A 26,329-nucleotide genomic window follows, 5' to 3' on the forward strand; every position below is an offset into this window, starting at 1 on the left:
GTGGCCGGATTCGATCATGCACGCCACACTTGGAATGTCCGCGCGCCGGATGTTTCTGCTGTCGCCCGAAGGCCGTGGACCTGTGGCCGTCCCGTCGAGCGCGAGCCCGACGGGACGGCCGCCGCATGTCCGGGGCCGGGGCGGGGGCGGGTGAGGCGACCCCGCGCCGGGATCAGCCCAGGGTGCGTTCGAGGAACCGAGCCATCGTCGAGCGATACTCGCGCGCCTCGGGGAGCAGTGCGGTCAACTCGCCGGCTCCGTGGACGAAACCGTCCCAGCGCTTGCTCTCGACCGCGACGCCGGCTTCCTCCAGGCGCTTCGCGTAGGCCTCGCCCTCGTCCCGCAGCGGGTCGTACTCGGCGGTGAGCACCAGCGCGGTGGGCAGCCCGGCCAGGTCCTCGGCGTGCAGCGGCGAGGCCAGCGGGTCGGTGGCCTCGCTGCGCGGGCTGGACAGGTACTGCGCGACGGCGAACTCCAGGCCGGCGCGGGTGAGCAGGTAGCCCTCGCCGTTCTCCGTCACCGACGGCTGCGCCAGGGTCAGGTCCAGGATCGGGCAGTCCAGCACCTGGGCCACCGGGGTCGGCTGGCGGCGGTCGCGCAACATCAGGGCGCAGGCGGCGGCCAGGTTGGCCCCCGCGCTCGTCCCGCCGATGGCGACCTTGTCCGCGTTGACACCCAACTGGAACGCGCGCTCCTGGACCCAGATCCACGCGGCGTACGCGTCCTCCAGGGGCCAGGGGAACTTGAACTCGGGGGCCGGGCGATACTCGACCGAGACCACCACCGCGCCGCTCTCCGCGGCGATGTGCGCGCAGTGGCTGTCCGACGCGTCGACCGAGCCCAGCCACCACGCGCCGCCGTGGAGGTACACGTAGCCTGGACGACCGCCCTTCGGCGCGGGTCCGGCCGGCGTGTACACGCGGGCGGTGATCTTCCCCGGCTCGGGCTCCTTGACGGTGATGCTCACTTCCCGCGTCGTCACATCTTTCGGCGCGGGCTCGACGGACGCGAGGATGGTCGTCTCGAGACCTTTGTTCGACGCGGCACGACGCTCCGCCAGGGGCAGGTCGGCCGGAAGGGGCGGCGCGGCGGCGACAGCGTCGAGGATCGGCTGGATCTGCGGTGCGACGGGCATGCGACTCCTCCGAACGGAACTACGAAGCAGCACAGTAGAACTTCACGCCCGGAGTTGACAGAGCGTCAGAAGCCGAGCGCGTGACATAGGCCACACAGAAACGGAACGAAGGGCGTCAACCGTCCCAGTTGCCCCCAGCGTTCAATAGACGAACCCAACGAGGAGTACGTGTTGACCGTCATCGACGAACCCCGGATACCGGGCGCGCCCCCGTCCGGACCGGGCCGGGGCGCATCCGACGAGCGCGTGTCGGGAGCCCTGTCGTTCGTGGAGCGCGGCCTTCGCCTCCTGTGGCGACCGCTGGCCGTCTACGCCGCCACCGCGCTGGCGCAACTGCTCGTGCTCTCGTGGATGATCCCGCCGGGCGGACCGAGTCTGCGGGATCGGCTGTTGCAGTGGGACGCCCACTGGTACGTGGACGTCGCCGCGCACGGCTATCCGGACAGCTTCACGTACACCCCCGAGGGCGACCTCACCGGGAACACGCTCGCGTTCTTCCCGCTGTATCCGGGCCTGGTCCGGATCGTGCACTACCTGACCGGCACCGACTACGAGACGGCCGGTCTGATCGCCGGGCACCTGGCCACCGCCGCCGCGATGTGTGTGCTGTACGTGTTCATGACGCGCCTGTACGACCGGCGCGCGGCGTTGGTGATGGTCGTCCTGGTAGGCGGCGCGCAGCCGATGTCCGTGGTGTTCTCGATGGCCTACAGCGAGACGCTCTTCCTGGCGCTCGCGGTGGGCACGCTGCTGGCCGCGCATCGCCGGGCCTGGCTGACCGCGGGCCTGCTCGCGTGTCTGACCAGCGTGACCCGACCGGCGGGCATCGCGGCGATCGCCGCGCTCGGGGTGGCGGCGCTGATGGAGATGTGGCGGCATCGGCGACTGATGTCCGCGCCGATCGCGGCGTGTGCGATCGCGTGCATGGGGATGCCGCTCTACCTGTTGTGGGTGGGCGAGCGGTTGGGCGAGATCGACGCCTGGTTCACCATCCAGGACGCCGGGTGGGGCACCAAGTGGGACAACGGGGACGCGGTCCGGCACTTCCTCACCGACACGCTGCGCAACGGCGACCAGTGGATAGCGGTCAGCACCGCGGTGCTGATCATCGCCGCGGTGGTCGGCTCGCTGGTCGCGCTGAACCGGCGCATCTGGCCGCCGCTGGCGGTGTACGGGTTGTCGATCCTGGTGATGACCCTGTGTCAGAGCAACTACTACCACTCGAAGTTGCGGCTGATGATCCCCACGCTGCTGTTCTTCGTACCGTTGGCGACGGTGTTGGCGCGGGCGCGGACGCGCACGGCGGTGCTGGTGCTGGGCGGGGCGTGCCTGTTCGGGATGTGGTACGGCGCGTACATGCTGACCACGTGGCACTACGGAATCTGACCGTCCCTCGACCCGCCCGCGGCCGGCGCGTGCCGTGCGGGGTGCCGGTCGCCTCGGAGTGCGCCGATCGACCCGGGATTTCGCTGCCGCGACTGTTGTGACCGGCATTCGGGTGATGGCCGAATGGTTGGGCATTTACCGACGATTAGCATCCATTCCCGTGACAGAACACCACAGTGCCCGGATGTTTCGGGACACGACCGACGTGGTCGTCCTCGGCGCCGGGCCCGCCGGACTCGTCCTGGCGAACGCCGGTCCCGGCGCGGGCGCTGATCGCGGACCTCGTGCACGCCGACCCCGAGCCGCCGGCCCGCTATTCGGCGCGCTGCCTGGCGTACATCCGGCGGACGCGGGAGTTCTCGCTGTGGATGACCCGGCTGCCGCACCGCATGCCCGGCTCGGACGACGAGACGTTGTTCCGGGACTGGTCGCGCCGCTCGCGTGTCGAGTCGCTGCGCACCTACGGGCGCGGCAGGACTGGTTCACCGAGAACCGCGTCGGCGTGTGACGAGATCCATCACGACGAGGGAGTCCCTTTGACGACCACGCAGCCGCCGGCGAGGACGAACGGTCGTGACGACACGGCCCGCCTGAGCGCGGCGATCGACATCGTCCGACACCAGGACACCGCGACGCTGCTCGCGCTGCTGTTGCCGGACCTGGCCGGCCCCGAGTTGCGCGCGCTCGTGGGTCGTTGCCGTTTCGCGCACGCCGGGCTGCTGGTCTGCCCGCCGAGCGTGGCGGAGGTGCGCGCGGAGCTGGCGGCGCACGGACTGGACGCGGACGAGCCGCGGCGGCCCAGCGTGGTGGTCCGCGAACGGCTGGCGTTACGACACCGGCGCGACGTCGCCGATCTCGACGTGGGCATCCTGCGCCCCGCCGTGCGGGGTCTCGACGGCGAACGCCGGGCGGTCGAGGTGTTCGTGCTCCCCGTGCCGCCGGGGTCGGGGTTGGCGGACATCGCCGCCCACGAGCGGGATCGCGAGCACGAGGCGCATCTGGCGTTCGAGGTCGAGCGGCCCGATCCGCTGGTGCTGCGCGGCCTGTGTGCGACGTTCGCCCGGCACGGCGCGTTCGCCGACGGCGGCGGGTACAACCCGCACGAGGACGGCACGGTCTTCTACTTCACCGCTCCCGCCGACTCGAAGGCCGGGTACGGCCGCCTGGAGCTGTACGCGGGCGGCGACCACCGGCAGGTCCTTGCCGCCCACCTGGCGGAGTTCCGGGCCCGGCAGCCCGCCGAGACGCCGCTGCGGCTGTCGACCGGCGCCTAGCCGACCCGGGCCCTGGCGACGGGTACGCGGCTGGTCGGCCGACGGCTCCCCGGGGCCGGTCGTCGCCTGGGACCTGCACAACACATGATGTGCGATGTCGGGGGGCCGGGCTGCGGCTCGTCGACGCCTCGCCGCTGCCGTCGAGCGCGAGTGTGCTGCACGTCCGCAGGGCCGACGCGTCACACCCCTGAGACCGGGGACGGGCCCGGGTACGGCGAAAGCCCCGGCCGGGATCGGCTCGGGGCTTTCGGAAGCTTGGTCCTCCGCGTGGTCCGCCCGGATTCCACTGGCGGGCACGCTGAAGGCACTCGCTACTATGCCACACCCTCGACGCCGGGGTCAAACCTTTGTTCGATCCGGGGTCGGGCGGCCTGCTCCCGGGGCGGGTGCCGGCGGGGCCGCCCCCCGTCAGCGCAGGTGTGCCGTCTCGTTGAAGACGCGCAGCGACGCGTTGCCGTCGGACCACCACTGGACCGCGCTGATCGCCGCCGCCGACAGCTCCATCCGGAACATCGACTCCGCCGGTGCGCCGAGGGCGATCCGGACCAGGGTCTTGATCGGCGTCACATGGGTGACCACGAGCACGGTGCGGCCGGCGTACCGGGCGATCGTCTTGTCCCGGGCCACCTCGACCCGGCGCGCCACCTCGGTGAAGCTCTCGCCGCCGGGCGGGGCCGCGTCGGCCGAGGTCAGCCACGCGTCCAGGGCGTCCGGGGTGCGCTCGCGCGCCTCGGCGAAGGTCAGCCCCTCCCACGCGCCGAAATCGGTCTCCCGAAAGCCCGGCTCCTCGCGCACCTTGAGCCCGAGCCGCTGCGCCACCGCCTCGGCGGTCTGCCGGCAGCGGCCGAGCGGCGAGGACACGATCGCCTCGACGGTGCCGCGTTCGGCCAGCGCCTCGGCGGCGCGCGCCGCCTGCCACCGGCCGCGCTCGGACAACTCCGGGTCGGCGCCGGTGCCGGAGAAGCGCTTTTGCGGAGTGAGCGCGGTCTCGCCGTGGCGCAGCAGGACCAGGGTGGTCGGGCGGCCCAGGTCCGGACCCCAGCCGGGAGCGGTCGGGCGCACCTTGGCGGACGCGGTCGGCACGGTCGGCCCCGGTTCGGTGGCCGGCGCGGCCTCGGCCGGCCCGGCCGCCGCGAACGCGGTGGAGTTCTGCGGGGTCCAGGCCCGGCCCTTGGCGGCCGCGTCCATCGCCTCGTTGGCCAGGCGGTCGGCGTGCTTGTTCCGCTCGCGCGGGATCCACGTGTAGGTGACCTGCCCCGGCGGGTGGATGCCCCGGGCCTTGGTCGCCAGGTCGCGCATGTCGGCGTGCTTGATCTTCCAGCGGCCCGACATCTGCTCGACCACGAGCTTGGAGTCGGCCCGCACCTCCACGGTCGCCGTCGGGTCGATCGTGTGCGCGGCGGTCAGCCCCGCGATCAGGCCCCGGTACTCGGCCACGTTGTTCGTGGCCACTCCGATCGCCTCGGCGATCTCGTGCAGCACCTCGCCGGTGTCCGCGTCGCGCACCAGCGCGCCGTAGGCCGCCGGGCCCGGGTTGCCCCGGGAGCCGCCGTCGGCCTCGACAACGAGCCTCACAGGCCCGACTCGGCGGTGCGGACGAGGATGCGCCGACAGTTCTCGCAGCGCACGATCGCGTCCGGTGCCGCGGCCCGGATCGCGCCCAGGTCGGTGATCCCCAGCTCCAGCCGGCAGCCCTCGCAGCGGCGCTGGAACAGCGGGGCCACCGCCACGCCGTGCGACTGCTCGCGGATGCGCTCGTACAGCTTGATCAGGTCGGCCGGGATCGCGCTCGCGACCACCGTGCGCTGCTTGCCGGCGGCGTCCGCCTCGGTGTCGATCTCCGCCTCGGCGGCACCCCGGCGGGCCTCGGCGGCGTCCCGGGCGGCCTGCGCCTCGTCCCGCTCGGCGACCAGCCGGCCCAGCCGGCCCTGGATCTCCTCGCGGCGCTCCATGACCTCCAGGACGACCTCCTCTAGGTCGCCCTGGCGCTTGGCGAGCGAGGTCACCTCGCGCTGCAGGTTCTCCAGGTCCTTGGGTGAGGTGACGTGGCCGGAGTCGAGCCGCTTCTGGTCGCGCTCGGCGCGGGTGCGGACCTGGTCGACGTCCTGCTCGGCCTTGGCCTGGTCGCGGGCCGCGTCGCTCTCCTCGGTCTCGGCGGCGACCACGAGGTCGCGCAACCGGGCGAGCTGCGAGCCGAGGCGGTCGATCTCCTCGTTCTCCGGCAGCGTGCGCTTCTTGTGGGCGAGCAGGTCGATTCGCGAGTCCAGGGCCTGGAGGTCGAGCAGGCGGAGCTGGTCGGCGGGCGCGGCGTTCAGCGGGGGCTCCTTGGATACGGCTCGGGTGGATACGGCTCGGGTGGGCGGGAGGTCGTGTTCCCACCCGGCCACCCGGTGCGTGCGGTGGGTGGGTTCGGGTGCTGCGGGTGCGGGTGCGGGTGCCGCGGAGGACGGACGGGTCCGGGTGGGCCCGATCATGCGCGTCGCGGTGCCCGGTCGCGGTGTGGCGGTGTGTACGGCGGTGTTCAGGGATGCGGTGTGTGGAACGTCCATGGGTCGGTGACTAGTTCCGAGACGTGGGTTTCCACCGTAGTACCGCCGGCGGTCAGTGCACGGGTGAGTTCGTCGGCCGCGTAGCGCAACCACGGCCACTCGGTGGCCCAGTGTGGGGCATCGAGCAGCGCGGGGCCGCCGGCCTCCAGCGCCTCGGACGCCGGGTGGTGGCGCAGGTCGGCGGTGACGTAGACGTCGGCGCGGCTGCGCCGGACAGCGGCGAAGAGGCTGTCGCCCGCGCCGCCGCAGACCGCGACGGTACGCACGAGGCGATCCGGGTCGCCGGCCACCCGCAGGCCCGTCGCGGTGGCGGGCAGCGCTCGGGCGGCCCGGGCGGCGAACGCGGCCAGCGTCTCGGGGGCGGCCAACTCGCCGATCCGGCCGATGCCCCGGCACTCGCTCGGATCCGCCGGGGCCGGGTCGAGCGGCGCGGTGACGGTCAGCCCGAGGGCCGCGGCGAGTGCGTCTGAGACCCCGGGGGCGGCCGAGTCGGCGTTGGTGTGCGCCACGTGCAGCGCGCAGCCGCCGGTGATCAGCCGGTGTACGACGCGCCCCTTGAACCCGGTCGCGGCCACCGAGTGCACGCCGCGCAGGAAGAGCGGGTGGTGGGTGACCAGGAGGTCGGCGCCGCGCGCGAGCGCTTCCTCGGCGACCGCCAGGGTCGGGTCGACGGCGAACAGCACCGAGCGCACCTCGGCGTCCGGGTCGCCGCAGACCAACCCGACCGCGTCCCAGGCTTCGGCCCAGTCGGGGTGGTAGATCCGTTCGAGGGTGGCGACGACGTCGGAGAGCTTGGGCACGAAGGGAGGTTACCTCTCCGCGTCCACCGCCCCGATTCGGGCATCCCGGACGAACGGCAACGGAGCACACCGGAATGCCTGTCGGTTGGGTGAAGTCGGCCCCATCCGAAGCGTTTGTGCGGTATGCAGGCTCGCACTGTCGTACGACGCGAGGGGGACGACGACGATGCTGCACTGTCTGCTGTGCGGTACGCCCTATCTTGAGACGGACGCGTACTGCCCGGGCGAACAATGCGGCACCGACCTGCACGGTCAGCGGATGGGCGATCCGGCCTGCGCGGTACAGGCGTGGTGCGAGCCCCGTCGGATCACCGCGGCTCCCGGCGAGACGGTGATGGTGACGCTGACCCTGCGCAACACGGGCAGCGTGTCGGACGTCTACGACCCGGAACTGCCCCGCGACGCCGCCCGGCGGATCGGCCTCGATCGCCCCGGGCCGCCCGAGTTGCAGCCGGGCGAGGTCCGGACCTGGACGATCGTGTACACGGTGCCCCCGGACGTGGCGGACCAGCTCGCGCCGAACGGGATGTTCGGCCTCGGCGAGGTCGGCGCGGACGGCGGCGGCAGCGCGTTCGAGGAGGACTCCCGGGTCGTCGAGGAGAACGACGTGCCGGTGCGGGTGGTCTCCGCCCGGGACATGCGGGTGGCGGCGTGCGCTCCGTTCTCGGTACGGGTGGTCGCCGCCTGCGCCGGCGCGGGGGCGTGGGGCGCGGCGGGGGCGGCCGCGGGCGCGTCGGTCGACCGCGAGCACCGGAACGGGAATCGGCGGACGAAGGTCGTCGCGGCCGTGTTCGCCACGGTGGCCGCGATCGTGGTGGCCGTGGTGGTGGGCATGGCGATGGCGGATTCGGACGACGCCTCGCCGGCGGCCAAGACGAGCCCGACCACGTCCGTGCCGGAGTCGACGGGCCCGACGCCGACCGCCGGGCCGACCACCGAGGCGCCGGTGACCGGCACGCCGGACGCGAGCGAGTCGGCCGCGCCGAGCACGAGCGCGCCCACCAGGCTGACCGTGCCGAACGTGGTGGGGATGAGCGAGGCGCAGGGCGTCGCGCTGCTGCGCGAGAAGGGCTTCCGGGGCAGCGTCCGGGGCAGCGGCGGCACGATCGTGTCCACCGATCCGGCCGCCGGGACGAAGGTGGACCGAGAGCGGGCGGAGATCGTGGTGGTGATGTCGGGGGCCAGGACGACCCCGCCGCCGACCGGCTCCGCGCCGATCTCCTCCCCCACGGCAACCGCGCCGGCGACGGCCACGGTGCCGCCGCTGATCGGCGCGTCGTCGTCCGAGGCCGAGTCCCGGCTGCGCGGGGCCGGCCTGGTGGCGGACATCGTGCGGGTGCCGACCGCCGATACGCCGGAGGACACGGTCGTCGACTGCGCTCCGGGCGAGGGTTCGAGGGTTCGGCGCGGCTCGACGGTGACGGTGAAGGTGGCGACGGCACCGAGCACGGGGTCGCCGGCGCCGCGCTGACGGCGGGGCGATCCGGGAAGGGTGGACTCGGCCCGGTGGACACGGCGGGCCCCTGGCCGCGTCCCTGCGCCATGCAATAGCTTGCTTCAGTCAAGAACAGGTGAAAGGAGCTTGCTCATGCTGGATCTCACCGGCGCGTCCGCGATCGTCACCGGCGGGGCCTCCGGACTCGGCGAGGCCACCGCCCGCCGGCTCGCGGCCGGCGGCACCTCCGTGGTGATCGCGGACAGGAACGAGGAACGCGGCAGGGCGGTCGCCGCGGAGATCGGCGGGATCTTCGTCGCCGCCGACGTCACGCAGGAGGAGCAGGTACAGGCCGCGGTGGACGCGGCGGTCGCCGTCGCGCCGCTGCGCGCCCTGGTGTCCTGCGCGGGCACCGGCATGGGCGCGCGCACCGTGGCCCGGGACGGCACCCCGCACGCCCTGGCCGCGTTCGAGTTCATCGTCCGGCTGAACCTGATCGGCACGTTCAACGCCGTCCGCCTGGCCGCGGCCGCGATGGCCTCGGTCGAACCGCAGGCCGACGGCGAGCGGGGCGCGATCGTGTGTACCGCCTCGGTGGCCGCGTTCGACGGGCAGATCGGCCAGGCCGCGTACGGCGCCTCCAAGGCCGGCGTGGTCGGTCTGACCCTGCCGGTGGCGCGCGATCTGTCCGCGATCGGCGTACGGGTCAACACCATCGCGCCGGGCACGATGGACACCGCGCTGTTCGCCGCCGCGCCGCAGGCGGTCAAGGACACCCTGGGCGCGCAGGTGCTCTTCCCCAAGCGCATGGGCGTGCCCGACGAGTTCGCCTCGCTCGCGTACGAACTGCTTACGAACAGCTACCTCAACGCCGAGGTGATCCGGCTCGACGGCGGGATTCGCTTTCAGCCGAAATAGCGGTAATCACTGCGAACCGGGAGGATTCGCACGCCGATCGGCATCAATGGTCGGCACGTCCGTCCCCATGGTGTTGGGATGGGGTCGTGAGCGATCAGACCTCCGCGTGGCAGCGCCCCCTGCCCCTGCACCTGCCCGGCCTGGCGCCGCCGATCCGCCGCGACTGTGCGCTCGGCGGCGTGGTGCTCGCGGGCGCGTTCGTCCTGCTCTTCACCCGTTCGTATGTAGTCTGGAGCGTGTGGGACCCGAGTCCGTGGCTGCGGCTGGCGCCGCTGCTGCTGCTCGCCGTCGCCCAGTGCCACCGCAGTTCGTCGCCGCGCTTCGCGCTCGCCCTCGGGCTTGTCGGCGAGGGGGCGGACACCGTGCTCGGGCCCTCGATCGGCGGCCTGATCATGTGGTCCGACGTGCTGTACGCGGTCAGCGTGTACGGCAGTTCGCGGCTGGCCTGGCGGTTGTTGTACGGCAACCTGGCGTTCCTGGTGGTGAGCACGATCACGATCTGGGCGACGACCCGCAGCTTCCGGGTCTTCGTCCTCGCCGTCTTCTACATCGGCCTGGTCGCCATCTCCCCCGCGCTCACCGGGTTCTCGGTGCGCGAGCACCGGGAGAAGGCCGAGGTGGAGCGGCTGCGCTCCGCCCAGACGGCGCGGCTGGCCGAACTCGACCACCAGGCCGCCGTGATCGCCGAACGTGCCCGGATGGCCCGCGAACTGCACGACGTGATCGCCAATCACCTGAGCGCGGTCGCGGTCCAGTCCACCGCCGCGCTGTCCGTGAAGAGCCTGGACGAGGCGCGGCTGCGCGAGACCCTGGAGGTGATCCGGGAGAGCAGCGTGCAGGGGCTCACCGAGATGCGCCGGATGATCGGTCTGTTGCGCTCGGAGAACACCCCCGAGGAGCCGGTGTCGGTGCCTCGCCTGGCCGAGACCGATCGACTGGTCGAACACGTGCGCCGGGCCGGACTGGTGGTGGACATCGAGATCGTCGGCGTGGTGCGCGAGTTGCCCACCCCGGTCGACCTCGCGGCCTATCGGGTGGTCCAGGAGACGCTGACCAACGCCCTCAAGCACGCCACGCCGCAGCGGTTGCGCCTGGTCTTCGCCTATCGCGCCGATGATGTGGTGATCACCGGCGAGAACGGGATCGACCCCGAACACGTCACCGGGCTGCCCGGCGCGCGGGCCGGTCTGGTCGGCATGTCGGAGCGGGTGTCGTTGCTCGGCGGCCTGTTCGAGGCGGGCCCGCGCGACGGCCGGTGGCATCTGCGGGCCGAACTGCCGTGCGGTGACGACGTGGTGCTCGATGCCGGAATCGACAACGCCCCGACGGGGCCGAAGGGTGGGACCGGGTGAGCGACGCCGAGACGCTGCGGGTGCTGGTCGCGGAGGATCAGGCGGCGGTCCGGGCGGGGCTGGTCCTGATCCTGGACGCGGCGCCGGGCATCGAGGTGGTCGGCGAGGCCGCCGACGGCGAGGACGCGGTGGCGCTGGCCCGGACGTTGCGCCCGGACGTGGTGCTGATGGACGTACGGATGCCGCGCCTCGACGGGATCAGCGCCACCCGGGAGTTGACCGCGGCGGGCTTGGACGTGCTCGTGCTGACCACGTTCGACCTGGACGAGTACGTATTCGGCGCACTGCGCGCGGGCGCCGCCGGGTTCCTGCTCAAAACGGCCGACGCCGCCCGCCTGGTCGAGGCGGTCCGCCTGGTCGCGCGCGGCGACGGCTTCGTCGCGCCGGAGGTCACCCGTCGGCTGATCCACGCGTTCGCGAGCCCGCCCTCGACCCGGCCGACGGACGGCCCGGAAGTCCCCGCCGAGGCCCTGGCCTCCCTCACCCCGCGCGAAAGCGACGTCCTGGCCTGCCTGGGCCGAGGCATGTCGAACCAACGCATCGCCGCACACCTGGACATGGCCGAGGCCACCGCGAAGACCCACGTGAGCCGCATCCTCACCAAACTCGGCCTCAACAGCCGAGTCCAAGCCGCCATCCTGGCCCAACAGCGCGGAATCGCCGAGTAGGCCCCACTCGACACCGAGTTCTGCCTTTCATGGCTGCGGGACGCCGGTACGGGGCCGCCTGGGCACCGGGGGCGGGCCGCCGGCGGCGTGCGGGGCTTCGGGCTTGGGGTTCCCGGCGAGACGGGCGCGTTGGTCGGCGAAAGCCGGCCGGCCGGCAGCGGGGGCGGGGAGGGGACTCGGGACGAGTCCTCCGGGCAGCCTTCGCAAATGGGCCGGGCGTTCCCGGCGGGCGCCGCGCTTTGGGTTGCGGGTGGCCGGTGCGGGGTGTGTCCGAGTCGGTGATGGGCCGCCGCCAGCGTTCGGGGCTCCAAGACTTGGGCCTTCGGCGAGACAGGCGCGTTGGTCGCCGAAAACCGGCTGGCAACGGGGGCAGGGAGGGGACTCGGGTCGAGTCCTCCGAGAAGGCTTCCCGAATGGGCCGGGAGTTCCCGGCGGGCGCCGCGCTTTCGGTTGCGGGTGGCCGGTGCGGGGTTTGTCCGAGTCGATGATGGGCCGCCGCCGGCGTTCGGGGCTCCAAGACTTGGGCCTTCGGCGAGACGGGCATGATGCTCACCGAAAACCGGCTGGCAACGGGGGCAGGGAGGGCGCTCGGGTCGAGTCCTCCGGGCAGCCTTTCCGAGTGGGTCGGGCGATTCCGGCGGGCGGTGGCATGTGGGTGGCGAAGGTTCACGAACCCGGATTGCGCGGGGTGCCGGAGCCTCAACGTGAGAGAAAACCGCAGGTCAGTGCCAGCGGTGGCTGTTTCGGGCGCCTCGGGATCCGGTTTCGGCGCTCGTTGGCCTCTGTGTGGTCGCAGTACCCGAAGCCGAGCCCGACCGGGCAGTTTCGGCCTCCTCACCGGCACTGAGGGGGCCAGCGCACGCGAAACCGGCACTCGACGCCCGCTTTTCCATCCCGACACCACAAAACCGCAGGTCACCGAAGCTCGAAGCCCCGCAACCACCCATCGCGATCCGGTTTCGAGCCCCAACCCCTCCCCACACCCCCTCGAAGGGCCCCGACCCACCCGAAGGCTCCCCGGAGGACTCGACCCGAGCGCCCTCCCGCTCCCCCGTTGCCAGCCGGTTTTCGCCGACCAACGCGCCCGTCTCGTCGGGGGCTTCGGGTCTCGGAGCCCCGAACGCCGGCGGCGGCCCACCACCGACTCGGACAGACCCCGCACCGGCCACCCGCAGGCAAAAGCGCAAGCCTCGGTAGTACCGGCTCGCGATCGGACCGGTTTCCGCTCGCCTGTGCGCACCTGCGGCCCGAACTTGCTGCTCGCTCGATTGGGCCAACCTCTGGCGTGTGGGGGTGGGTCGGTGGGTGGGCTGAGCTGTGGGGATGGTGCCCGGACGGGAATATGCAGATGAACTGACCAACCGGTCCTCAATGTGGGTCACTTCACTCAATTGGGTGAAGGGAGTCGCAACCCGTTGAGGTGGCCCGAATGCCCTGCGTACGGTCATGCCGTCCCGTCGGGGGGAGTGATCCGAGGCGGGGCGGCCGCGTCGGCGACCGGGGCACCCGGTCGCTCGACAACCGTTTCCGGGCATCGGTCGACGGGCGCGTGACGCGTCGTCGGCCGGGGCGCGAGGGCACTGTCGAGGGGGGAAGTCCAGGGATGGCGACGACGACTCGTGGGAACCGGGCGGAGCGCACCGGCGGTCACGACGCGCCGGGTACGAACCTGGTCGACCGCGTCCGTGCGGCGCTCGATCGCGATGCGGTCGGTGCCCGGGAACAGGGAACCGGCCGGGCCGCGGCCGATGCGTGGGACGTGCGCTCCGACGACTTCTGGTGCACCGTACGGCCGCCGGGCCACGCGGCTCGCGCACAGGGCTGGAAGATCCATGTCAGCGCGCGGACCGGGGACGCCTCGCACGTGCTCGGCCGGGTGTGCGACGTGTTGTTGCCGCGCCGGGTGGCGTTCAGGTTCGCCGGTGACCTGGAGCGGCTGCGGATGCTCAACTCCCTTGAGGCGGACCGGGCTTCGGCGGGCAAGTTCATCACCGTCTATCCCGACGACGACGAGCAGTTCATGGAACTGGTGGACGCGCTCGACGAGGTCACCCGCGAGCTGACCGGCCCGGGCATCCTCTCCGACCGGCCGTGCCGACCCGGCAGCGTGGTGCACTACCGCTACGGCGGGTTCGGCCGTCGGGCGGTGCTCGGCAACGACGGCGGCTATCGCGCGGTGCCGACCGATCCCGGCGGGTCGGCCGTGGACGACGCCCGGGAGGCGTGGTTCACTCCGCCGTCGTGGGCGCCCGATCCGCTGGTACAGCGCGCCCGTTCGGCGCCGGTCGTCGCGTCCGCGCCGGTGCCCCGGCGGGCCGAGGTGCTGATCGGCGGTCGATTCGCGGTCACCTCGGCGCTGCGGCACTCCGCCAAGGGCGGCGTGTTCCTGGGCAAGGACACCACCGACGACGCCGACGTCGTGGTCAAGCAGGCCCGCGCGCACATCGAGGTGGACCGCTCCGGGCGGGACGCGTGCGCGGCGTTGCGGCACGAGGCGGTGCTGATGCGGCGGCTCGAGCACACCGGCGTGACCCCTCGGCCCATCGCGCTGCTCGAAGAGGCCGAGACGATCTTCCTGGCCCAGGAGCGGGTGCCGGGCGAACCGTTACGTGCCTGGGTGGTTCGGCATGCCGCGGATCCGGACGTACCGTGGGCGCTCGCTCGGCCCCTCGTCGAGGACCTGGTCGGGCTGGTCCGGACCGTGCATGGCGAGGGTCTGGTGATTCGTGACCTGTCGCCGACGAATGTGCTGGTCGGGCCGGACGGCGCACTGCGGCTGGTGGATCTGGAGTCGGCCGCCGAGATCGGCGCACCGGCCGGCGCTGCGGGTACGCCCGGCTATCGGGCGCCGGAGCAGCGGCCGGGCGTCGACGGCAGTCATCGCGCGCATCCCTCGGCCGACCTGTACAGCCTCGGCGGCCTGTTCTTCCTGCTCGCCACCGGCGCCGACCCGGCCCTGCCCGAGGACGTGGGCACCACCCGCGACACGGTGGAACGCCTGGGCGCGTGGCTGGAGTTGGCTGCCCGACACGGCGCAACCGCACGGCGCCTGGCCCCGGCGATCCGCGGCCTGTGGCACGGGGACCCGGCGCAACGCTGGTCGGCGGAGCGGGTGTCGTCCTTCGTGGCGGGACTCGGGGGCGGGGTTGGGGCGGACGCGGTCCACAATGTGCGCTCGGGCTCGGGCGACGGGCCGAGCGGCGGCGCGAGGAGCGGGCCGACCGACGGCACGAGTGGCGAGCCGCACGACGGGGCGAGCCCCCAACCGAGCGACGGGACGCCGCCCGGCGCGGGTGGCGTCCCTCGTTGTGGGGGCGGCCTCGCCGGCGGCGGCGCCGAGGGGCGTACCGGATGTGCCGCTCGGCAGGATGTGCCGGATGGGCCTCGGCCGCATCCGGATACCGAGGGTGACAAGGTGCCGCCGCATCCGCAGCCGCCCGAGGACGATGTGCTGCTTCGGGACGGGCTCGCGCACCTGGTGGCCACGATGACGCCCGGGCGGGAAAATCGGCTGTGGCCGATGACGGCCGGCGCGGCGGCGATGGATCCGTGCAGCGTGCAGTACGGCGCGGCCGGCGTGCTCGGCGTACTGGCCCGGGCCGCGCACACCACCACGCTCGAACCTCGCCTGCGCTACACCCTGCACCGCGCGGTCGAGGACGGCGCCCGCTGGCTGCGCGATCGGGCGGCGGCCGAGCCGGTGGTATTACCCGGGCTGCACTTCGGGCGTTCCGGCACCGCCTGGGCGCTCCACGACGCGGCGGCGCTGCTCGGCGACGCCGAACTGGCCGCCGGTGCCGCCGACCTCGCCCTGCGCGTACCGATCGCCTGGCCCAACCCGGACGTGTGCCACGGCGCCGCCGGGGCCGGTCTGCTCCAGGTCCGGATGTGGCGGGCCACCGGCGACGAACGTTTCCGGCAGCGCCTCGTCGCGTGTGCCGACACGCTGCTCGGCGCCGCCCGGCAGGCCGGCGGCCTGACGCTGTGGCCCGTGCCGAAGGACTTCGACTCGCGCCTCGCCGGCGCCGCGCACCTGGGTTTCGCGCACGGCGTCGCCGGGGTGGGTACGTTCCTCCTCGAAGCGGCCCTGGCCACCGGCCGCGAGGGCTACCTCGACGGCGCCCGGGCGGCGGCGCACAGCCTCGCCCGCAGCGTGCGCGTCGACGGCGACGGCGCGTGGTGGCCGCAGGGGCCGGGCGATCCGGCCGGGGTGCGGCCGGCGTACTGGTGCAGCGGCTCGGCCGGCGTCGGTACGTTCCTGATCCGGCTGTGGCGGGCCGACCACGATCCGCTGCACCGCGACCTGGCCGAGCGGGCCGGCGCTGCCGTACATCGCGCCCGGTGGCATTCGGGCACCACCGCGTGCCACGGCCTCGCGGGCAACGGGGAGTTCCTGCTCGACCTGGCCGAGGCGTCGGGCGAGCCGATCCATCGGGCGCGGGCCGCCGAGCTCGCCGATCAGCTGCGCGTCCGGACCGCGATCGTCGACGGCCTGCGGGTGCCGGCCGACGAGACCGCCACGGGTGTGTCCGCCTCGTACGGCACCGGCACCGCCGGTGTCCTCGGCTTCCTGCTCCGGCTCGGCCACGGCGGAGCGCGGTTGTGGTTGGACGGTGAGGAAGCGTGAGCACCATGGTGACGACTCGACCACTGCGCCGGATCGGTTGGTCGTTCGCGGCCGACGGCGGGCACGCCGCGTGCCTGGCCACGCCGGGCGACGGCACGTGGCGGGTCGAGTCGTGGTCGTTGCGGCCGGGGCGGGCCAGTGGCGCGATCCCGGTCGGCACCGGCACACCCGAGCGGCTGCACACCCAGTTGCTCGCCCTTCCCGACGGTCGGGTGCTGGCCTGCCGACACGAGCCCGGGCGGCACGAGTTGGCCCTGCTCGAAGCCGACGACGCGGGCAGCGAACGGCACGTGACCACGGTGCGGCTGCCGGGCCTGCGGCTGCTCCCCTATCCCGGTACGGACGCGCTCGCCCTCGCCCTCGGAGCGGACACGACCCCGTCGACGACGGTGTGGCTGGTGCGCGAGGACGGGCGGTTGGACCCCGTCGCCGAGCTGTCGGGGCTGTACAGCGGCGGAGTCTGGCTCGACCCGAACGGCGGCCGGCTCGCCCTGGACGAGGTGCGCGGTGGCCGGATCAAAACCGTCGCGCTCGACCTGGCAACGGCGACCGTGCGCCCGTTCCTGGAGCTGACCGACGAGAGCAACGACCGGCTCCTGCTCGCCGATCCGGTCGGCGGCCTGCTGGTGATCGCGAGCGACGCGCCGGGCTCGGACCGGCTCGGCTGGATCCGGCTGCCCGCCGATCGCACGCAGGCACCGGGCCGGGTGCGTTTTCCCGAGGTCGTACACGTGCCCGACGCGCAGGTACGCCCGATCGCGATCGCGCCGGACGGCCGCCGGGTGGCGGTCCAGCTGGACCGGGGGGCGATCTCGCGGCTGGCCGTGTGGACCCCGGAGGAGGGCGAGCTGGTCGAGGCGCCCACGCCGGACGGGTGTCTGGGCGCGGTCGGCCGGTGGACCGAACAGGGGTTGCGGATCCCGTTCTCCGCCCCGGATCGGCCCAGTTGCCTGGCCCGGCTCGACCCGTCCCGGCCGGGGTCGTGGCGCCAGGACGGCGAACCTGGCCCGTTCGTCGGGTTCGACGACGCGGACCGGCCCCAGTGGCGCCCGGCCCATCTGGAGCTGCTGGTCGGCGGGACCGGTCCGGTCGAGTCGATCGTCTACGGCGGCTCCGACTGGCGGTGCGCCGAGCACGTCCTGCTCGCCCTGCACGGCGGCCCGGCGGCGGCGTGGCGGTTCGAATTCGATCCGCTGCTGCAACGGCTCGCGGCGGCGGGCATCGCGGTGGTGGCGCCGAACCAGCGCGGCAGTACCGGATACGGTGCCCGCTTCGCCCGCGAGCCGCACGGCGCGTGGGGCGGCCCGGACTTGGCCGACATCACCGCGATCGGCCGCACCCTGGCCGCCGAGCGGGCCGCCTTCGGCCGCGCGCCGGCCGCCCTGTTCGGGGTCGGCTACGGGGGCTACCTCGCGCTGCTCGCCGCGTCGCTCGCGCCGGGTGCGTGGTCGCGCTGCCTCGCGGTCGCGCCGTTCCTGTCCGGGCCGAGGCTGATCGCCGAGGCGTCGCTGCCGATCCGCGCGCTGATGACCCGGCTCGGCGGCGACACCGAATACGTCGACGACCAGGGGCCGCGCGACGTGCTCGCGGTGTGCGCACGCATCGCCGTACCGCTGCTGTTCGTGCACGGCGACCGGGACGACACGATCCCGGTCGGCCAGTCCAGGGCGCTGCGCCACACGCTGCTCGCGCACGGCCGGGTCGAGGGCGCCGACTTTCGCTATCTGGAGCTTCCCGGTCTCGGCCACGAGGCCCTGGCCGGGGACGGGGCACCCGATCTCCACGCCCACCTCGCCGATTTCGTACAAACCGGCCGGTTGTGACGACAGGGGGAATCGCCCCGCACCACCCGTCGCGAGCAACCGCTCGCGGCGGCACGTCCCGAAGGAGATTCACCATGGAGCACGTCGAGACCGACCTCGCCGCGCTGCAGCAGCTTCCCGAGACCGAGTCGGTCGAACTGGGCGGGCACGGCGGCAACGGGTGTCAGGTCACCTGCCTGCTGATCACCTGACTGCGTCCCGCCCGCGGATTCGATCGGGTCGGCGGGTTGTTCGACGAGTTCGGCCGGCTCGATCGGATCGGCAACTACAAACCCGGGGCCGGGAGTTCCTGTCGAGATCAGGAACTCGCGGTAGCCGCGCTCCGATCAGCACCGCAATCCGGGCGACCGACGCCCGGCGGGCACGCCGCTCGCCCGCGGTTTTCCTCCGCGACGGCGACGGCGGAGGCGGGGGCGCGGCTGCCGCGCCGGTCCGCTGCGCTCGACGGTTCCGCGCAACCGAGGAGGCACGCCGTGGTCGACGTCCCGATAGCCGCGCAGGCGCTCCCGGCGGGCGCGCCGCGGCCGACGCCGACGGATCACACCGGCACCGGGATACGCGGGGCGCTGCGGGCGGCGCCCGGGGCGACGGTGACCCTCGCGCTCGCCGTACCCGCCGGATCGATCGCCGCGCTGTTGTTGCCGGCGGCGGTGGCCGGCTCGGTGGACGCGGTGGTGCGCGGCGACTCCGCCTCGGGGCCGACCGTACGGCTGATCGCCGTCCTGGTTCTCGGGCTGCTGGCCGCGTTGCTCGCGGAGATCGCCGGTTCGGGGCTGACCGCCGAACTCACCGCGCGCCTGCGCCGCCGGCTCGCCGTGCACGTCATCGACCTGGGCACCGGGTCGCGGAATCCTTTGCCCGCCGGTGACGTCACCTCGCGGCTGGTCGGCGCCGCATCCGACGCGGCCGGGCTCGTCCCGTCGCTGCTCGGCTCGCTCGGCGCACTGGTCACCTCGCTCGGCGGCATCGTCGCGCTGGCCCTGATCGATCCGTGGCTCGCGGTCGGCTTCCTCGGCGGGGTGCTGCCGGGGCTGCTCGTGGTGCGGGTCTTGATGGCACGTGCGACCGATCCGTTCACCCGCTATCAGGCGCTACAGGGCGCGTTGGCCGGTCGGTTGACCGATGCGCTCGCGGGGGCGCGGACGATCCGCGCGTGCGGCACGCGCGATCGGGAGATCGCCCGGATCCTGGCCCCGCTGCCGGACCTCTCGACCGCCGGACGCGGCATGTGGCAAGCCCAACGCAGCGCCGCCGTCCGAGTGTTGCTGCTCGCGCCGCTGGTCGAACTGGCGGTGCTCGCGACGGCGGGTTGGTTGCTCGCCGAGGGGCGGATCCTCCCGGGGCAGTTGGTCGCGGCGGTCGGATACGCGGCGCTCGGTCTGGGATTCCTGGAGCAGATGGAGGCGCTGGTCGGGGTGGCGCATGCCCGCGCGGGGCGGGTACGGGCGGCCGAGTTGCTGGCGATCGAGCCCGCCGGGTACGGCACCGCACGCACTCTGCCGCCGGGGGCGGCGAACTGGTCTTCCGGGGCGTGCGGGTGCGGGTGCCGGAGGGGGAAGCCGGCTCGGGTGAGGGTCGGGCGGTGCTCGACGGGATCGACCTGACGGTGCCGGCGGGGGCGTGTGTGGCCCTGGTGGGGGCGTCCGGGTCGGGCAAGTCGACACTGGCGGCGTTGGCGGGGCGGCTGCGCGAACCGGACGAGGGCGAGGTGCTGCTCGACGGCCTGCCGGTGACCCGGTTGGCGCGCGGCGAGTTGCGGCGGGGCGTCGCGTACGCGTTTCCGCGCCCGGTCCTGATGGGGGCCGATCTGGCGGAGGCGCTGTCGTACGGACGGCCCGGGGCGGATCCGGAGGCGGTGACCGGGGCGGCCCGGACGGCCCACGCGGACGACTTCGTCCGCCGACTGCCGGCCGGCTACGCGACCCGGACCGACGGCCTGAAGCTGTCCGACGGCGAGGTGCAACGACTCGGCCTGGCACGTGCGTTGATCCAGGACGCACGGGTCCTGGTGCTGGACGACGCGACCGGCGGCCTGGACACGGTCACCGAACACCACATCCACGAGGCCTTCCGCACGGGTCTGGCCGACCGCACCCGAATCGTCGTCGCCCACCACGCCACGGCAGCGGCCGACGCCGACTTCGTGGCCTGGCTCGAAAGCGGCCGCATCAAGGCCCTCGGCCCCCACACGGAGCTGTGGAGCGACCCGGCATACCGCGCGGTATTCGCCAGGGAGGAGCGGACGTGACGGGGGCGACGGAGGACGGGACCGAGGCCCGGGCCGAGGCGGAGCGCGAGACACGCACGGGGGCAGGACCGGGGTCTTGGGACGGGACCGAGGTCGAGGTAGAGGCCGGATCCGGGACGGGCGACCGGGGTGGAGTCGACATCACGACCGGGCCCGAGGTCGACGCCCCCGTGGCGACCGCCGGCGGGGCCCGAGCACGGGACGCGTTCGGGCTCCGGGGTGAGGGCCCGGCCGGGGGGCGAAGTGGTGAGCGGGCCTGGTGTTCGGCGGTGTCGGTGCATGCGACGCGGATGGTCGAACCACGCGCGAACGCCGCGCGCCCGGCGCCGAATGCCACCGACGACAGGACGGAATCCGGCGAACCGGCCGGGACCGAAGGGGGAAGCCGGATGACGGACGACGACCGACGAGCCGACGACCGCGACGGGCAAGCCGGCCGCCGCCGACGAGTGGTCATCCCGGTCTGGGACCTGGGCGGCCTTCCCGCCGAACCGACCGAGCGCATCACCGTTTCCGACGAAGGCGGCCGCGAACCGACCCGGGCCACGGAGACCCGGTCCGCCCGCCGCCTGGTGCTGTGGTCGGGCACCACATCGCATGTCACCCAGACTCCGGTCCGGGTCGACCCGGACGAATCGCCCGACCGTCCGGGACGCCGACGAGCGCCTCGCCCCGGCCGCACACACCGCGCGGCGGCGCCGCATCGGGACGCCGTCGAGGGGCCCGCGCCGGACGCGACCGAGGCGGCACCGAAGGGCGGAGGCGGGTGGCGAATCCTGCGCGCCGGCCGACGACGGGAGACGGCGGTACGGGAGCCGGCCACCGACGACGCACCGACCGCCCCTGCCCATGCCGAAGTACAGGACCCGCCGAACGGGGAAGGTCGGCGGCGACTCCCGGACAACAGCCGACGGCCGGAAGGCCCGGCCTCGGCACGGGCGTCGGCCATGGACGACTCGGCGCTCGACTCGACATCGGCGGCGGACTCCGCCCGTACCGACCCGGAAGACCCGCCCGGCCCCCGGCGGACCGACGACCAACGGGCGCCGGCGGCACCGGAGTCCGGCCACAGCGACGGCTCCGCTTCCGAAGCAGAGCCCACGCCGGCCGAGCCGGCACAACGCCCTGTCGCCGCACGCCGCCGACGAATCCTGCGCACAGGCCGACGCCAGATGCCGGCGGCAATGGAGGAAGCCCCGCTATCCGCCTCGAACTTGAATGCGAGCCTCACGCAAGGCAACACGGCAGGAACACCCGACACGGGCCGACACCGAGAACCGGCGGCCGAGGAAGACCCGGCTTCCGCCTCGAACCCGGGCATGGATTCCCCCCGACGCGACGTGGCACGCCCACCCGACGCAGACCACCACCGGCACAGGCCACACACGAACCCGCACCGAGAACCGGCGGCCGAGGAAGACCCGGCTTCCGCCTCGAACCCGGGCATGGATTCCCCCCGACGCGACGTGGCACGCCCACCCGATGCCGAGCATCACGGGTACAGGCCGCGTACGAGCCCGCGCCGGGACACGGCGGCCGAGGAAGCCCCGGCTTCCACCTTCAACCCTGGCGCGCACTCGCCCCGAGGCGACACGGCACGCACACCCGACGCAGACCACCACCGGCACAGGCCACACACGAACCCGCGCCGAGAACCGGCGGCCGAGGAAGACCCGGCTTCCGCCTCGAACCCGGGCGCGGACTCCCCCCGACGCGACGTGGCACGCCCACCCGATGCCGAGCATCACGGGTACAGGCCGCGCACGAGCCCGCGCCGGGACACGGCGGCGACAGGGGAAGGCTCCGCCTCGAACCCGGGCGCGGGCTCCTCCCGAGACGACTCGGCACGCACACCCGACGCAGACCGCCGCCGGCACGCGCCGCGCACAGACCGGTACCGGGAAGCGGCGGCGGGCGAGGAAGGCCCGGCATTCGCCTCCAACCCGGGCGTGGGCTCCGCCCGAGACGACACGGCAGGAACGCCGACTCCCGGCCGTCGTCGGCGCGTCCTGCGGATGGGGCCGCGCCGGGAGTCGGTGGGCCAGGGGGTTTCGGCGGATGCTTCGTCCTCGGGCGAAGAGCCCGCGCACGGTGACGCGGCACGGGAGGCCGACGGAGACCGGCGGCGTCCGTGGAGTGTGAAGCGGCAACCGGAGTCGGTCGCACCGGGGTTGGGCCCGGACGACGAGCCGGTGTCGGCAGTACCTCCGCAGGTCGGCCCGGGCGACTCGGCCGATGCGGGACGGCGGCGGATCCTGGGCGGAGCGGGCGGGCAGCGGCAGCGGGTGGAAGCCGGGCTTCCGGACCACGCGATCGGTTCGGGGGAGGTTCGTCCGGGACGGCGCCGGCGGGTTCGGGGTTCGAAGCCGGCGGGCGAGATACCGGCCGGGGGGCCGCCGGCCTCGGGCTCGGCCGAGGCCGGCCCCAGCGGCGGCGAGGGTCCGGGCCCGCGTCGTCCGCACCCGATCGACCCTCAACCCCGAGCCGCCGCCCCGGGCGACGAAGCCGCGATCGGGGAGGCGCCGCCGGCGCCCCCGCCCGACGCCCCCGCGCGCAAACCCCGCCGACATCGGCGCGTGGGCCGTGCCCCTGCCCCCGATCCGGCCCGGGCCGAGGATGCCGACCGCCCAACGCCCGCCCGGCGAAGCGGCGGTGGCCGACGCCGCAAGCCGCGCAAACAATCGGTGCGCGGCATCCGAAACCCGCTTGCGCGCAACGCACTTCCCGAGGATCGACTCGACGCACCACCCGATGACGGCGTGGCACGCTCCTCCCCGCCACCGGACGCCCCCTTCTCAACGCCCCGGTCCGCAACGACCGGCGCTCTCGATCCGTCGACCGGCGTTCATGACGGGGGAGTTGGCCGGCCGCTCGCCCTCCCCGCACCGAACCGGCCGAACGAGCCCGGCGGCGGCCGGTCCGGCCGGGGACCGGCAGCACATGATCCGCGCGGAGCGATCGCCGACACGGCGGCGCGCGACGCCGCAACGCCCGACGCCGCAACGCCCGGGGCCGCCGTACCGCTCGGGGCATGCCCCGACGCCGAGGAGGCGGCGCCGACACCGCCCCGACGCGCAACCGCCCCCGAGCGGCGAAGGCGGCACAGTGCCGGGCCCTACGGCGGCGGACTGCGTGCCGGCGGGGGGTTGTTGGTTCGGGCGTTGCGGGAGCGGCGGGCGGCCTTGCGGCGGGTGCTGGGGTGGTCGGTGGCCGAGGGAGTGCCGACGTTGTTGTCGGGGGCGTTGCTGGCCGCCGCGCTCGATCGTGGGTTCCTGGTCGGCCGGCCCGGTGTGGGGTTCGTGCTCCTGGGCGTACTCGCGTTGGCGATGCTGATTCGGGCCGCCGCCACCTATGCGATGTTTCCGCATCTGGCGGATGTGGTGGAGCCGTTTCGGGACACCCTGGTCCGGCGGGTGGTGACCTCGGCGGTGCTCGACGCGACGTCGGGACGACCGGACGCGGGACGCGACGCCGACGCGGCGGTGGCCCGGCTCACCGAGCAGGTGGAGAGTTGCCGCAACCTGGCCGCCTCACTGCTGCGCACGCTGCGCCGGCTCGGCGTGACCATCGTCGCCGCCCTGCTCGGACTCGCTCTCCTCACACCCGTGTTGCTTCCCCTCGTACTGATCCCGCTCGCCCTCGCGGCCTGGTTGTTCGTCCGCCTGCTGCCGCCGCCGGCCAGGCGACGGCGCGCACTCGTACTCGCCGACGAGCGCGTCGCGGTCCGCACCGTCCACGCCGTGGCCGGGCTCCGGGACGTGGTGGCCTGCGGCGCGCAGGAGCGGGTGGCCGCCGAGATCGGCGCCGCCGCCGACGCCCAGGCGCACGCGACGAGACTGCTCGCGCGCGCCTCCTCCGCACGCCTGCTCGTGGTCGCCCTCGGCGGCCGACTCCCGCTGGTGGCCGTGCTGATCGCGGCCCCGTGGCTGGTCCGCGACGGCATGCTGAGTACCGGCGAGGTGGCGGGCGCCGCGCTCTATCTGGCCCGGCATCTGGAGCCCGCCGTACGCGCCGCGACCGCGACCGTGGACGGCGCGTTGCCGGCACTCCTCGTGGTCGCGGGCCGGTTGGCCCAGGCGGGCGCGGCGGCCCCCGACCCGGCAACTCCCGGCGGGGCAACGCCGGACACGGCGGTCCACGCCCGACTTCCGACCCCGACAACCCGTTCCGCCGCCGACCCCGGCCCCCTCGTTCTCGACCGCGTCACCTTCGCCTACGGCCCGTTCGCCGAACCGGTGGTGCGCGACCTGTCGATGACCGTCGACGTCGGTTCGCACCTGGCCGTCGTCGGCCCCGGCGGGATCGGAAAATCCACCCTCGCGGCGCTGCTCGCCGGCTTGCTGACGCCCGATCAGGGCACCGTGTCGCTGGCCGGCCGCCCGCTCGCCGCGCACCCGGAGGCCACGTTGCGGAACACGATCGCGGTGGTCCCGCAGGAGGCGTACGTCTTCGCCGGCTCCGTCCACGAGAACCTGAGCTACCTCGACCCCGACGTGGCCCGGGCCGACCTGGACCGTGCGGTGCGCCTGGTCGGTGCCGCCGAACTGGTCGCCCGGCTCGGCGGCTACGAGGCCCACCTCGCCGACCCGGGCACATTGTCCGCAGGGGAGCGCCAACTGATCGCGCTGGCCCGGACGTACCTCTCCCCCGCCCGCTTCGTCATCCTCGACGAGGCCACCTGCCATCTGGATCCGCCCGCCGAGGCGCTGGCCGAAGCCGCGTTCGCGACCCGGGCGGGCGCCCTGGTGGTGATCGCGCACCGGATCGACTCGGCCCGCCGTGCGGACCGCATCCTGCTCATGGACGGCAACCGGCCGATCCCGGGCACCCACCACGAACTGCTCGCCCGCGCACCGCTGTACCGCGACCTGGTCGGCGCGTGGGAGCACCGACCCGCCGACGCCGGCGGCTGGTTCGAGAAGCCGACCAGGATCACGGAGGGAGCACGGCCCGGGGTCAGCCCGCGTACCCGTCCAGGATCTCCGTGAAGCCGTACGGCACATGCGGCCCGAAGAACAACTGCTCCACCACGCCGACCCCGACCCGACCGGCGCCGGTCAGTTCGGTCACCCGGATCACCTGCTGCTGGTGCTGGCGGTCGAACCGGAGCGGATCCACCTTGTCCAACTCCCAGCTCTCGTAGCCGACCTTCAGTTCGCCCTGCCAGACCCCGTGCCCCCACTCCGGGTGCAGATAGCCGAGCCCGGCGAGCAGCCCGCGGGCGCCGATCGGCTCGATCCGGTACGCGAACGGCTCCCCGTTCTCGTCGGTCATGTGGAACTCGCCGCCCCGGATCCGCCGCGTGCCCGGCACCCACGTGAGCGCGTGCCGATGCGGCGTCAGCCTGGCGAACGCGGGCTCGTCCTCGGGCAGCGGTACGGCGGCCGGGTCCGGTGCCGCGCCCAGCGGCGTGGCCGCCACCCGCTTTCCGTCCACGTGGTACATCCGCCCGTCCGCGCGCTCGAACGAGGCCCACAGGCTGACCTCGTCGGCCCAGTGGATCGGCGTCCACAACCACAACATCGGATTGAACGGTTTGGGCGCGCCCTCCTCGCGCTCCCCGACCGGGCGTACCCCCCACGAGCGGTCGCGGGTGCCGAGCGTGGTCGCCGGGTCGATCTCGAGGACCCGCCCGCCGGGCAGCGTGACGGTGCCCGACCAGACGCCGAGCTGGGTCAGCCGGGTCGAGTCCATGATCACGTGGTGCCCGTTGCGGGTGGTGGTGCGCTCCTCCTCGATCGCCGCGGCGCGGGCCGTGAAGGTCAGGTCGCAGCCGAGGCCGTGCTCGTTCGGCTCGACGTACAGGCGCAGCACCTTCAGCGGCGTGCGGACCTCGATGCCGATCGGGCCGACGGTGAGGTCGAATCGGTCCAGCGGTGCCCGCCGGGACGCGTGCAGGCTGTGCTGGACGCCGTCGATCCCGATCGTGAAGTGCGCGTCGGCGACGAACCGGTTCGGGTACAGGCCGTGCGAGGCGGCGAAGTAGAACCCGCCGTCGCGGTCGTAGCCGTTGAACCAGTAGCGGTCGTAGGCGTTGCGGTCCGAGGTGGCGGGTGTGGCCACCGGTTCGGCGGTCTGGTGGATCGGGAAGTCGTCGGCGGAGGTCAGCACGGG

17 protein-coding genes are annotated in these 26,329 nt (G+C 73.8%); 12 read left to right on the forward strand and 5 right to left on the reverse strand.

Annotation, left to right across the window (positions count from 1 at the left end):
* Window positions 1–172: 172 nt before the first annotated feature.
* Window positions 173–1,135, reverse strand: a complete 963-nt coding sequence (locus tag B4N89_RS07290; protein ID WP_078975036.1) for an alpha/beta hydrolase — start codon at window positions 1,133–1,135, stop codon at window positions 173–175.
* A gap of 168 nt (window positions 1,136–1,303) precedes the next feature.
* On the opposite strand from B4N89_RS07290, the gene B4N89_RS07295 reads away from it, so the two are divergent.
* Window positions 1,304–2,521 (forward strand): hypothetical protein, encoded by a 1,218-nt coding sequence (locus tag B4N89_RS07295; protein ID WP_235618508.1) that lies wholly within the window; start codon window positions 1,304–1,306, stop codon window positions 2,519–2,521.
* Window positions 2,522–2,805: 284 nt separating this feature from the next.
* Window positions 2,806–3,795 carry a hypothetical protein gene (locus B4N89_RS07300; RefSeq protein WP_201260803.1) on the forward strand — a complete coding sequence of 330 codons (990 nt, stop codon included), beginning with the start codon at window positions 2,806–2,808 and terminating at the stop codon, window positions 3,793–3,795.
* A 408-nt stretch (window positions 3,796–4,203) separates the two neighbouring features.
* Here B4N89_RS07300 and B4N89_RS07305 read toward each other — a convergent pair whose 3' ends face one another.
* From B4N89_RS07305 to B4N89_RS07315, 3 genes are all read right to left on the reverse strand, one after another.
* Complete coding sequence (locus B4N89_RS07305; RefSeq protein WP_078975037.1) at window positions 4,204–5,370, reverse strand: bifunctional RNase H/acid phosphatase; 1,167 nt, start codon at window positions 5,368–5,370, stop codon at window positions 4,204–4,206.
* A complete protein-coding gene (locus B4N89_RS07310) occupies window positions 5,367–6,110 on the reverse strand; it encodes a zinc ribbon domain-containing protein (protein ID WP_078979174.1) in 744 nt (247 codons plus the stop codon). The genes B4N89_RS07305 and B4N89_RS07310 overlap by 4 nt, the downstream gene beginning before the upstream one ends.
* Before the next feature lie 206 nt (window positions 6,111–6,316).
* A complete protein-coding gene (locus tag B4N89_RS07315) occupies window positions 6,317–7,144 on the reverse strand; it encodes a Nif3-like dinuclear metal center hexameric protein (protein WP_078975038.1) in 828 nt (275 codons plus the stop codon).
* Between the two features lie 166 nt (window positions 7,145–7,310).
* On the opposite strand from B4N89_RS07315, the gene B4N89_RS07320 reads away from it, so the two are divergent.
* The 10 genes from B4N89_RS07320 (at window position 7,311) to B4N89_RS51215 (ending at window position 25,203) form a co-directional block, all read left to right on the forward strand.
* On the forward strand, window positions 7,311–8,615 hold the full coding sequence (locus B4N89_RS07320; RefSeq protein ID WP_078975039.1) for a PASTA domain-containing protein: 1,305 nt from the start codon (window positions 7,311–7,313) through the stop codon (window positions 8,613–8,615).
* A gap of 117 nt (window positions 8,616–8,732) precedes the next feature.
* Complete coding sequence (locus B4N89_RS07325) at window positions 8,733–9,497, forward strand: SDR family NAD(P)-dependent oxidoreductase (RefSeq protein WP_201260804.1); 765 nt, start codon at window positions 8,733–8,735, stop codon at window positions 9,495–9,497.
* Between the two features lie 86 nt (window positions 9,498–9,583).
* Window positions 9,584–10,849 (forward strand): sensor histidine kinase, encoded by a 1,266-nt coding sequence (locus B4N89_RS07330; RefSeq protein WP_201260805.1) that lies wholly within the window; start codon window positions 9,584–9,586, stop codon window positions 10,847–10,849.
* Window positions 10,846–11,517, forward strand: coding sequence for a response regulator (locus tag B4N89_RS07335; protein WP_078975040.1), 672 nt, complete (start codon window positions 10,846–10,848; stop codon window positions 11,515–11,517). Before B4N89_RS07330 ends, B4N89_RS07335 begins: the two co-directional genes overlap by 4 nt.
* A gap of 1,603 nt (window positions 11,518–13,120) precedes the next feature.
* A complete protein-coding gene (gene lanL / locus B4N89_RS07340; protein WP_078975041.1) occupies window positions 13,121–16,144 on the forward strand; it encodes a class IV lanthionine synthetase LanL in 3,024 nt (1,007 codons plus the stop codon).
* 5 nt (window positions 16,145–16,149) lie between these two features.
* The gene (locus B4N89_RS07345) at window positions 16,150–17,967 is read left to right on the forward strand and encodes an alpha/beta hydrolase family protein (protein WP_235618898.1); all 1,818 of its coding nucleotides are present in this window, start codon (window positions 16,150–16,152) and stop codon (window positions 17,965–17,967) included.
* 74 nt (window positions 17,968–18,041) lie between these two features.
* Window positions 18,042–18,158, forward strand: coding sequence for a VenA family class IV lanthipeptide (locus B4N89_RS50660; RefSeq protein ID WP_201260806.1), 117 nt, complete (start codon window positions 18,042–18,044; stop codon window positions 18,156–18,158).
* A 282-nt stretch (window positions 18,159–18,440) separates the two neighbouring features.
* On the forward strand, window positions 18,441–19,571 hold the full coding sequence (locus B4N89_RS07350; RefSeq protein ID WP_161500657.1) for an ABC transporter transmembrane domain-containing protein: 1,131 nt from the start codon (window positions 18,441–18,443) through the stop codon (window positions 19,569–19,571).
* Window positions 19,550–20,215, forward strand: a complete 666-nt coding sequence (locus B4N89_RS07355; protein ID WP_161500658.1) for an ATP-binding cassette domain-containing protein — start codon at window positions 19,550–19,552, stop codon at window positions 20,213–20,215. The genes B4N89_RS07350 and B4N89_RS07355 overlap by 22 nt, the downstream gene beginning before the upstream one ends.
* A 3,206-nt stretch (window positions 20,216–23,421) precedes the next feature.
* The gene (locus B4N89_RS51215) at window positions 23,422–25,203 is read left to right on the forward strand and encodes an ATP-binding cassette domain-containing protein (protein WP_235618509.1); all 1,782 of its coding nucleotides are present in this window, start codon (window positions 23,422–23,424) and stop codon (window positions 25,201–25,203) included.
* On the opposite strand, the gene B4N89_RS07370 is transcribed toward B4N89_RS51215, so the two are convergent.
* Window positions 25,172–26,326: a hypothetical protein gene (locus B4N89_RS07370; RefSeq protein ID WP_078975046.1), complete on the reverse strand. Its 1,155-nt coding sequence runs from the start codon at window positions 26,324–26,326 to the stop codon at window positions 25,172–25,174. The genes B4N89_RS51215 and B4N89_RS07370 overlap by 32 nt on opposite strands.
* Window positions 26,327–26,329: the final 3 nt, after the last annotated feature.

The organism is Embleya scabrispora (genome assembly GCF_002024165.1).
Taxonomy (GTDB): Bacteria; Actinomycetota; Actinomycetes; order Streptomycetales; family Streptomycetaceae; genus Embleya; species Embleya scabrispora_A.

Bases quoted from the DNA above. Each gene is read 5' to 3' on its own strand.
- lanL (WP_078975041.1), top strand. From the start codon at position 13,121: ATGGCGACGACGACTCGTGGGAACCGGGCGGAGCGCACCGGCGGTCAC.
- B4N89_RS50660 (WP_201260806.1), top strand. From the start codon at position 18,042: ATGGAGCACGTCGAGACCGACCTCGCCGCGCTGCAGCAGCTTCCCGAG.
- B4N89_RS07325 (WP_201260804.1), top strand. From the start codon at position 8,733: ATGCTGGATCTCACCGGCGCGTCCGCGATCGTCACCGGCGGGGCCTCC.
- B4N89_RS07290 (WP_078975036.1), bottom strand. From the start codon at position 1,135: ATGCCCGTCGCACCGCAGATCCAGCCGATCCTCGACGCTGTCGCCGCC.
- B4N89_RS07345 (WP_235618898.1), top strand. From the start codon at position 16,150: ATGGTGACGACTCGACCACTGCGCCGGATCGGTTGGTCGTTCGCGGCC.
- B4N89_RS07320 (WP_078975039.1), top strand. From the start codon at position 7,311: ATGCTGCACTGTCTGCTGTGCGGTACGCCCTATCTTGAGACGGACGCG.